The sequence below is a fragment of the Nocardia higoensis genome (assembly GCF_015477835.1).
GTDB classification, from domain to species: domain Bacteria; phylum Actinomycetota; class Actinomycetes; order Mycobacteriales; family Mycobacteriaceae; genus Nocardia; species Nocardia higoensis_A.
On the sequence record NZ_JADLQN010000014.1, the window covers coordinates 24,434 to 31,908 of the forward strand.

General features: G+C 68.3%; 7 protein-coding genes, 2 tRNA genes and 1 pseudogene. 7 read left to right on the plus strand and 3 right to left on the minus strand.

Translation table 11 applies throughout. The features are described from left to right. The first annotated feature begins 53 nt into the window (after window positions 1-53). From IU449_RS28200 to IU449_RS28215, 4 genes are all read left to right on the plus strand, one after another. Entirely contained in the window at window positions 54-1,187 is a 1,134-nt protein-coding gene (locus IU449_RS28200) for a DNA cytosine methyltransferase (protein WP_195005228.1), read from the plus strand. Next, window positions 1,184-1,675, plus strand: coding sequence for a very short patch repair endonuclease (locus tag IU449_RS28205; protein ID WP_195005217.1), 492 nt, complete (start codon window positions 1,184-1,186; stop codon window positions 1,673-1,675). The genes IU449_RS28200 and IU449_RS28205 overlap by 4 nt, the downstream gene beginning before the upstream one ends. Window positions 1,676-1,951: 276 nt before the next feature. Then, on the plus strand, window positions 1,952-2,242 hold the full coding sequence (locus IU449_RS28210; protein ID WP_195005218.1) for a RidA family protein: 291 nt from the start codon (window positions 1,952-1,954) through the stop codon (window positions 2,240-2,242). A 27-nt stretch (window positions 2,243-2,269) separates the two neighbouring features. Continuing rightward, a complete protein-coding gene (locus tag IU449_RS28215) occupies window positions 2,270-2,998 on the plus strand; it encodes a maleylpyruvate isomerase family mycothiol-dependent enzyme (protein ID WP_195005219.1) in 729 nt (242 codons plus the stop codon). Window positions 2,999-3,365: 367 nt separating this feature from the next. On the opposite strand, the gene hisC is transcribed toward IU449_RS28215, so the two are convergent. Next, the gene (gene hisC, locus IU449_RS28220) at window positions 3,366-4,442 is read right to left on the minus strand and encodes a histidinol-phosphate transaminase (protein ID WP_195005220.1); all 1,077 of its coding nucleotides are present in this window, start codon (window positions 4,440-4,442) and stop codon (window positions 3,366-3,368) included. Between the two features lie 168 nt (window positions 4,443-4,610). Between hisC and IU449_RS28225 the strand changes: the two genes are divergently transcribed. From IU449_RS28225 to IU449_RS28235, 3 genes are all read left to right on the plus strand, one after another. Beyond that, window positions 4,611-5,342 (plus strand): dienelactone hydrolase family protein, encoded by a 732-nt coding sequence (locus IU449_RS28225; RefSeq protein WP_195005221.1) that lies wholly within the window; start codon window positions 4,611-4,613, stop codon window positions 5,340-5,342. Window positions 5,343-5,433: 91 nt separating this feature from the next. Then, window positions 5,434-5,523, plus strand: a tRNA-Ser gene (locus IU449_RS28230). 34 nt (window positions 5,524-5,557) lie between these two features. After that, window positions 5,558-5,630: transfer RNA gene (locus tag IU449_RS28235), tRNA-Arg, on the plus strand. Window positions 5,631-6,118: 488 nt separating this feature from the next. Here IU449_RS28235 and IU449_RS28240 read toward each other — a convergent pair. Together IU449_RS28240 and IU449_RS28245 are read right to left on the minus strand one after the other, a co-directional pair. Then, entirely contained in the window at window positions 6,119-6,985 is an 867-nt protein-coding gene (locus IU449_RS28240; RefSeq protein WP_195005222.1) for a proline iminopeptidase-family hydrolase, read from the minus strand. A gap of 61 nt (window positions 6,986-7,046) precedes the next feature. Next, a pseudogene (locus IU449_RS28245) lies at window positions 7,047-7,475 on the minus strand (hypothetical protein); the annotation flags it as partial.

Consider the following 7,475-nt stretch of genomic DNA (forward strand, 5'->3'; position numbering starts at 1 on the left):
GTGTCGGCGCCCGTCGTGGGAGCGCAGAAAGGTGACCGGTGACGGGCGGGCGAATGGTGGGATTGTTCGCCGGGATCGGCGGGCTGGAACTCGGCCTGTCGGCGCACGGCTGGACCTCCGAGCTGCTGTGTGAGATCGAACCCGGCGCGCTGGCCGTGCTCGCCGCCCACTTTCCCGGCACCGAACTGCACACCGACGTCACCGCGCTGCGTGCCATCCCGGCGGGCACCGAACTGGTCGCCGCGGGTTTCCCCTGCCAGGACCTGTCCCAAGCCGGTCGTACCGCGGGCATCACCGGTCAGCGGTCGGGCCTGGTCGACGAGGTGTTCCGGCTGGTGCGCCGCAAACGCGGCCCGCGCTGGCTGTTGATCGAGAACGTGCCGTTCATGCTGCAACTCGGGCGCGGCGCGGCCATGCGTCACATCACCACCGCCCTCGAGGACCTCGGCTACACCTGGGCCTACCGTGTGGTGGACGCACGCGCGTTCGGCCTGCCGCAGCGGCGCAGGCGGGTACTGATGCTGGCCTCCCGCACCGAGGACCCCCGCCCCGTCCTGTTCGGCGAAGACGCGGGCGAGGCGGTCGTCGGCGACCCGGACAGCGATCCGTGCGGGTTCTACTGGACCGAAGGGGTGCGCGGGCTGGGCTGGGCGGTCAATGCCGTGCCCACCTTGAAGGGCGGCTCGGCGCTGGGCATCGCCAGCCCGCCCGCCGTGCGGCTGCCCGCCGGGGAGATCGTCACGCCGGGCATCGTGGACGGTGAACGGCTGCAGGGCTTCGACCCCGACTGGACCGCGCCCGCGCTGAACGCCCCCGGCATCCGGCCGGGGCACCGCTGGAAGCTGGTCGGCAACGCGGTCAGCGTGCGCATGGCCGACTGGGTCGGGCAGCGGCTGGCCTGCCCGAGCGATCCGGTCCCACACGACGAGCCGCTCGGGCCCGGGAAACCCTGGCCGATCGCCGCCTGGGGGCACGCGGGCCGGGCCTATCGGGTGCCCGTGTCGACGTGGCCGGTGCAGGAGCCGTACGAGGACCTGAAGAACTTCCTCACCGATTCGCGGCTGCTCTCGGCCCGCGCCACCGCCGGATTCCTGCGCCGGGCGAGCATGGGCAGCCTGCGGTTCCCCGAAGGATTCCTCGACGACGTGTCCGGGCATCTCGACCGGATGGGCGGCTGGGCGGCATGACCGGCCCGCGCCCGCTCACCGACGCCGCGACCAGTGCGCGCATGTCACGCCAGCGGCGCACCGGCACCGGCCCGGAACTGGCGCTGCGCCGCGAACTGCATCGGCGCGGCCTGCGCTATTTCGTCGACCGCGCCCCGATCCGCGGGCAGCGCCGTCGCGCCGACGTGATCTTCCCGCGCCGCAAGGTGGCCGTCTACGTGGACGGCTGCTTCTGGCACCGCTGCCCGCAGCACGCCACCGACCCGAAGAACAACGCGCAATGGTGGGCCGAGAAACTGGCGGGCAATGTGGCCCGCGACCGCGCGACCGACGAGACGCTGCGCGCGGCGGGCTGGCAGGTGGTGCGTATCTGGGAACACGAGGACGCCGCCACGGCCGCCGACAGGGTGGAGTCCGCGCTGGCGGATCTCAGCGCCGCGAGCGCACTCGAACCACCGCCCGCGGCGCGCTCCGATCGAGGTAGCGGGACACGACCACAGCCGCGATGACAACGAAGCCCGCGAGGGCAGGCAGGAATTCGAACATCGAAAAAGTCCTCCTCTATCGGTTCACCCATCAGCCTGGCCTGTGAACCTGACAGGAGGCTGTGCACACCGGGTAGTTGTTCTCGGAATCACATAACTCGGTATCGGAGTGCGAGCAGTCCGAGTCGATGTGCGGTGAACGTGGCGGTTCTCGCATCCGAGCCCCGGACGCGCACTGGGCCTCGGGCATTCCGGAGAAATGACTTGGCGATCGCGACGGCGCCACCGATGCTGTCCCGCATGACGCGCACGAATATTTCCTCGGAATCGGAATTCGAAGACCTGGTCGGCTATTCGCGAGCCGTGCGGCTCGGGAATTCTGTCGCCGTGAGCGGTACCACCGCCGCTGCCCCCGGGAAGCGTTGCGCCGCATCGCCATCGCGCTGGAGCAGGCGCTACGCCGAGGCCGCCGCCGCGCACGCCGAGGTGTTCGGCACGATCCGCCCGGCCGCCTCGATGTACGAGGTGCGTGCCTTGATCACTCCCGCACTGCTGGTGGAGATCGAAGCCGACGCCGTGGTGACCGAGTGAATCCGGTCGCCCGATAAGCTCGCGGAGGTGACCAGCGCCGCACCGGACCATACACCCCACGCCCTGCTCGACCAGGTCGCGAAGGGCACCACACATCTGCTCGACACCGTCCGCGGTCTCGGCGACGACGACTTACGCGCACCATCCCTGCTGCCCGGCTGGACCCGAGGCCATGTGGTCGCCCACCTCGCCCGCAATGCCGACAGTCTGGTCAATCTGCTGATCTGGGCCCGCACCGGCGTCGAGATCGCTCAGTACCCCAGCGCGTACCTGCGCGACGCCGATATCGAGGCAGGCGCGCCCCGCCCCGCCGAACAGCTACTACTCGACCTGTCCGCCGCGGTCGAGCGATGGTCCGCACTGGCCACGACAGCTCCCACCGAGACCTGGTCGGCCACCGTGCGCACCCGCCAGGGCACCCCTGTCCCCGCGTCCGCAATCGCCCGGATGCGCCTGCTGGAAGTCGAGATCCACCACGTCGACCTCGGCGCCTCCTACACCCCCGCCGACTGGCACCCGGCCTTCGTCACCGACGAACTCCCCCGGGTCGCCGCCGACATCACCACCGGGCTGCCCTCGGGGACTCCGGCCTTCGCTCTCGAAGCCACCGACACCGACTTCCGAGCGACCATCGGCCTCGGGGAGCCCGGCCACACCATCACCGGCCCCTCGGCCCAGCTACTCGGCTGGCTGATCGGCCGCTCCTCCGGTAGCGAACTCAGCGGCGCCCTGCCGGACCTGCCCGCCTGGCGCTGATCCGCGCCAGGCAACGAACGATCGCTATCGTCATCGCGGTGTACGGCCTTCGAACTGGCCCCACACGCCAGATGCACGACATGTGTCGGCTCGTCCGCCGATCTCGAGTGTGGACGGCGCCGGGCAGGCGATCGTCGCCCTGCGCGAAGGACGGCCCTGCCGAGCCCGGTCGGCAGGCACCACGGTCGCCCTGCCCGCCACCGCGAACGCGTTTGCGAGGTGGTGCGGCGCTGCACCGCAGCTGATCACCACATCGCTCAGGTCCAGATCGGTATGCGGCTGTCCGGGCAACCACTGTCGACGGCGCCCCGCGGGCGAACGCGTGCTGATCGGACGGCCGGTTCGCAGCGACCTACCGGCGCTGTGCTCAGGTGAAGCGCGCGACGACGCCCGCGTCGGTGGCGAAGCCGAGGAAGAGTTCGTTCTCATGCGGATCGCCGATGGTGACCCGGACACCGTCGACCCCGTAGGGCCGCACCAGCACCCCGGCCTCCGCGGTGGCGTCGGCGAACTCCAGACTGCGCGCCCCGAGCGGAAGCCAGACGAAATTGGTCTCGCTCGGCGGCACCTCGTAACCGGCCGCCAGCAGCGCCGCCCGCATCCGCTCACGCTCGGCGACGACCCCCTCGGTGCGCTCGAGCAGTTCGTGGCGCGCTTCCAGCGAGGCGATCGCCGCCTCCTGCGCCACCCGGTTCACGCTGAACGGGATGTGCACCTTCAGCAGCGCGGTGATGACCTCCGCATCGCCCACCGCGTAGCCGACGCGCAGCCCGGCCAGCCCGTAGGCCTTCGAGAATGTGCGCAGCACGACCACGTTCGGGCGGTGACGGCCGATCTCGACGCCATCGGGGTGCGTCTGCGGGGTGAGCCGCATGTACTCGTAATAGGCCTCGTCCAGCACCACCAGGACGTCGGTGGGCACGGCGTCGAGGAAGCGCTCCAGCTCGTCGCGCCCGACGGCGGTGCCGGTGGGGTTGTTCGGGTTGCAGACGAAGAGCAGCCGCGTCCGTTCGGTCACCGCCGCCGCCATCGCGTCCAGATCGTGGGTGTAGGTGTCGGTCAACGGCACCTGCACGGCCGTGGCATTGCCCACCTGCGTGACGATCGGATACGCCTCGAACGAGCGCCACGCGAACAGCACCTCGTCCTGCGGCGACGAGCAGGTGATCTGCACCAGCTCCTGACACAGCGCGACGCTGCCGCAGCCGATCGCCACGTTCGCCACCTCGACGCCGAGGAAGTCCGCCAGCGCCGCTCGCAGCGCGCCGGACTGGTTGTCCGGGTAGCGGTGCGAGAGTTCCGCCGCCTCCACGATCGCCTTCGCCGCCGAAGGCAGCGGCGGCAGCGTCGTCTCGTTGCTCGCCAGCTTCACCGCGCCCGGATTGCTGCGCCCGGGGGTGTAGGCGGGGATCGAGGAGAGATCGGGACGAATACGGGCGCTCACGCTCCCAGCCTAGTCAGCCCGCCGATCGCGGTTTCCCGCCGGTGCAACCTGTCGCCTACATGAGCAAAGCAACAGCTCAGACCCCCGCCGATACCGGAAAAGTTTCGGTCCGACACCGCTGGAAAGCAATATCTCGCCAATATCCGTCAACCGCCCTACCCTGGATTCATGTCGGGCATGTTCAGCGATGTCGCCGTGCTCCGTGGCGACGCGGACGGTGAAGGGCGCTCCGGCGCGCAGACGCGGGTACCGGTGACGGTGATCGAACCGGAGGGTCATTCCCGGGGCGGCATAGTGCTGCTGCACGAGTCCGGAGAGTTCACCGGCGCATTGCTGGAGTTCATGCAGTCGCTGTCGAGCGAGGGCTGGACTGTCGTCGCCCCCGATCTCTTCCATCGCGCGGATGCCACGCCCGACAAAGAGGTGTTCGGCCAGGATCTCTTCGACGACTTCGACGCCAGCTTCGACTGGTTGACCGGCCGCGGTGTCTTCCCCGACTGCATCGGCGTCCTCGGCTTCGATCACGCGGGCACCGCCGCGTTCCTCGTCGCCACCAACCGCCCCGTCGGCGCCGCCGTCACCGTCTCCGCCGCCGGCATCGCCGAACCCCTCACCGACGAAGCCGCCGCGCTCATCCAGGCCGCCCCCGACCTCCAGGCGCCCTGGCTCGGCCTCTACGGCGCCGACGACCAGGAAACCCCGCCCGACGACGTCGAGAAGCTGCGCGACGCCGCCGCCCGGGCCGCCGTCGCCAGCCTGGTGATCACCTACCCCGGCCTCCGCCACCGAGCCGACTCCACCGAAGCCACCGCACCCGACCCCGGCTCCGAGGACGACGACAGCTACGCCACCGACTCACAAACGAGGATCTTCGACTGGTTCGACAGCAATTTACGCTGACTACCTGGCGTTTTGTTATCCGGCGACCAGGTGCTGTAACCTTCTTTCTCGGCGGCCCGAAAGGGTCGGCGCCCTCGAAGAGGGGCTACCAGGAGGCGTGCCAGAGCGGCCGAATGGGACTCACTGCTAATGAGTTGTCCCTTCACGGGGACCGGAGGTTCAAATCCTCTCGCCTCCGCCAAGCCCGGTTCGCCGGGCAACAACTGAATACCCATGCGCCCGTAGCTCAACGGATAGAGCATCTGACTACGGATCAGAAGGTTAGGGGTTCGAATCCCTTCGGGCGCACATCACGATCGGGCCCGGAATTGCACCAGCAGTTCCGGGCCCGATTTTTATCGGCTACTAGTCCCATTCCCATACAAACGAGCCATTCCCTCCGCATGCCAGTTGAGCGCGCCCCGGACGTCCGGCCCGTAGGTCTGCCACTGGAAGTAGTGCGGGTCGTGGACAACTTCGCCTCCGAAAGCTGGGCCTGCGGCCTGGGCCGTACCGAGGTCGATGCGCCGCCTTTCCCGTGATCTTGCCGTGGTCGAGGGCTGTGCGGGTGATCGTGATCGCCGGTGGATCGGCCACCGCCCGGGACGAGCAGTACCTGCCCGCGATCGTGTTCTTCGACTTCCTGCCATCCGTGGACATGATCGTCGCGCTCGAGTTGAACGCATGCACGTCAGAAGCAGGTTCGTCGTCCAGCGTCTATTCAGCTTCGATCCACGCGCGCCCTGCTGGAGGACTGGAACAACAGGACGCAACGACTGGTCCTCGGATGGCCCGGATTACCTCTCCACGTCGGCGAGGAACCGGTTCAGCTCGGCTTGGAAGGCGTCCCACTGCTCGGCGAAGCACAAATGCGACGCGTCCTCGATGGTCACCACTCGCGAGTCGGGGATGCGGCGCCGCATGTCCTCGAGGTGCGCCGGACGGCATTCATCGTATCGACCGCCGATCAACAGGGTCGGCACACCGATCTCACCTAGCCGCTCCGAGACGTCCCATTCCTTCAACGTGCCGGTCACGGTGAACTCGCTGGGGCCGATCATGGTGTGGTAGACATCGTAGCCAGCCCCCGCATACGCACGCTCGAGTCCCTGCGGCCACGGCCGCATCCGGCACACGTGCTTGCGATAAAAGCCCAGCGTCGCGGCCTGATACTCGGGGCATCCGGTGAACCCGCCGGCCTCGTGCTGCCGAATTGTCTGCCGCACCTCAGCGGGCTCGTCCTCCAGTAGTTCGGCACAGTCCTTCGACCATCGAGGCATGCTTGCCGGGGTACCGATCAGCACCAGGCTCTGCAGCGCCGGACGCTGATCGAGCGTGTACTGCAGCGCCAGCATCCCGCCCCACGAATTACCGAGCAGGTGGACGCGCTCCAGGCCCAGCGCCTCGCGCACAACCGCCAATTCCGCCACGAACCGGTCCACCGTCCACAGCGAGATATCGCTCGGCCGGTCGGACTTGCCACAGCCGAGCTGATCGTAAAAAATCACCCGACGCTCGGCGGCCAGCTGTACCAGTGCCTCCAGATAGTCGTGCGGGAACCCGGGTCCACCGTGCAGGCACAGCAGCGGCGTCCCACCCTCGCCCAGCGACCGGTACCAGACGCGTCCACCAGGAACCTCGATACGGCCTTCTGTCGAGCGCATGTCCGCTCCTCTCACCAGGTCGGCAACGACACACATCCCGGATAACCGTTCCGAAGAATTCCTAGCAGCGGATTCGTCCTGTACTTCCACGGCTGACCGGGCCCCGATCAGAACGACGCAGAATCCGGTGTCGGCGGAGGTTCTCGCCGAACGCGCAGGACGTGAATTGCGTTCCATGATCGGCATAGACGATCAATCCTGCGCTGGTGGTGCGTTCGGCCATCGCCATGTCGACCGCGTTGTCGATCAGGACGTTGCCGGCGATGGTGGAGCAGGTTCGGCCGCCGATCTTCTTGCTGAAGCAGTCCAAAATGGCGTAGCAACTGGCCAGTGCCGCGTTCCCGGTAGGTGCTTCTGCTTCGCGGATACGCCGAAGGCCCCCAACAGTGTTGGGGGCCTTCGGGAAAGGATGTTCCGGCGGTGTCCTACTCTCCCACACCCTGTCGAGTGCAGTACCATCGGCGCAGGTGGCCTTAGCTTCCGGGTTCGG

Bases quoted from the DNA above. Each gene is read 5' to 3' on its own strand.
- IU449_RS28225 (WP_195005221.1), top strand. From the start codon at position 4,611: ATGTCGGGCATGTTCAGCGATGTCGCCGTGCTCCGTGGCGACGCGGAC.
- IU449_RS28200 (WP_195005228.1), top strand. From the start codon at position 54: ATGGTGGGATTGTTCGCCGGGATCGGCGGGCTGGAACTCGGCCTGTCG.
- IU449_RS28240 (WP_195005222.1), bottom strand. From the start codon at position 6,985: ATGCGCTCGACAGAAGGCCGTATCGAGGTTCCTGGTGGACGCGTCTGG.
- IU449_RS28210 (WP_195005218.1), top strand. From the start codon at position 1,952: ATGACGCGCACGAATATTTCCTCGGAATCGGAATTCGAAGACCTGGTC.
- IU449_RS28205 (WP_195005217.1), top strand. From the start codon at position 1,184: ATGACCGGCCCGCGCCCGCTCACCGACGCCGCGACCAGTGCGCGCATG.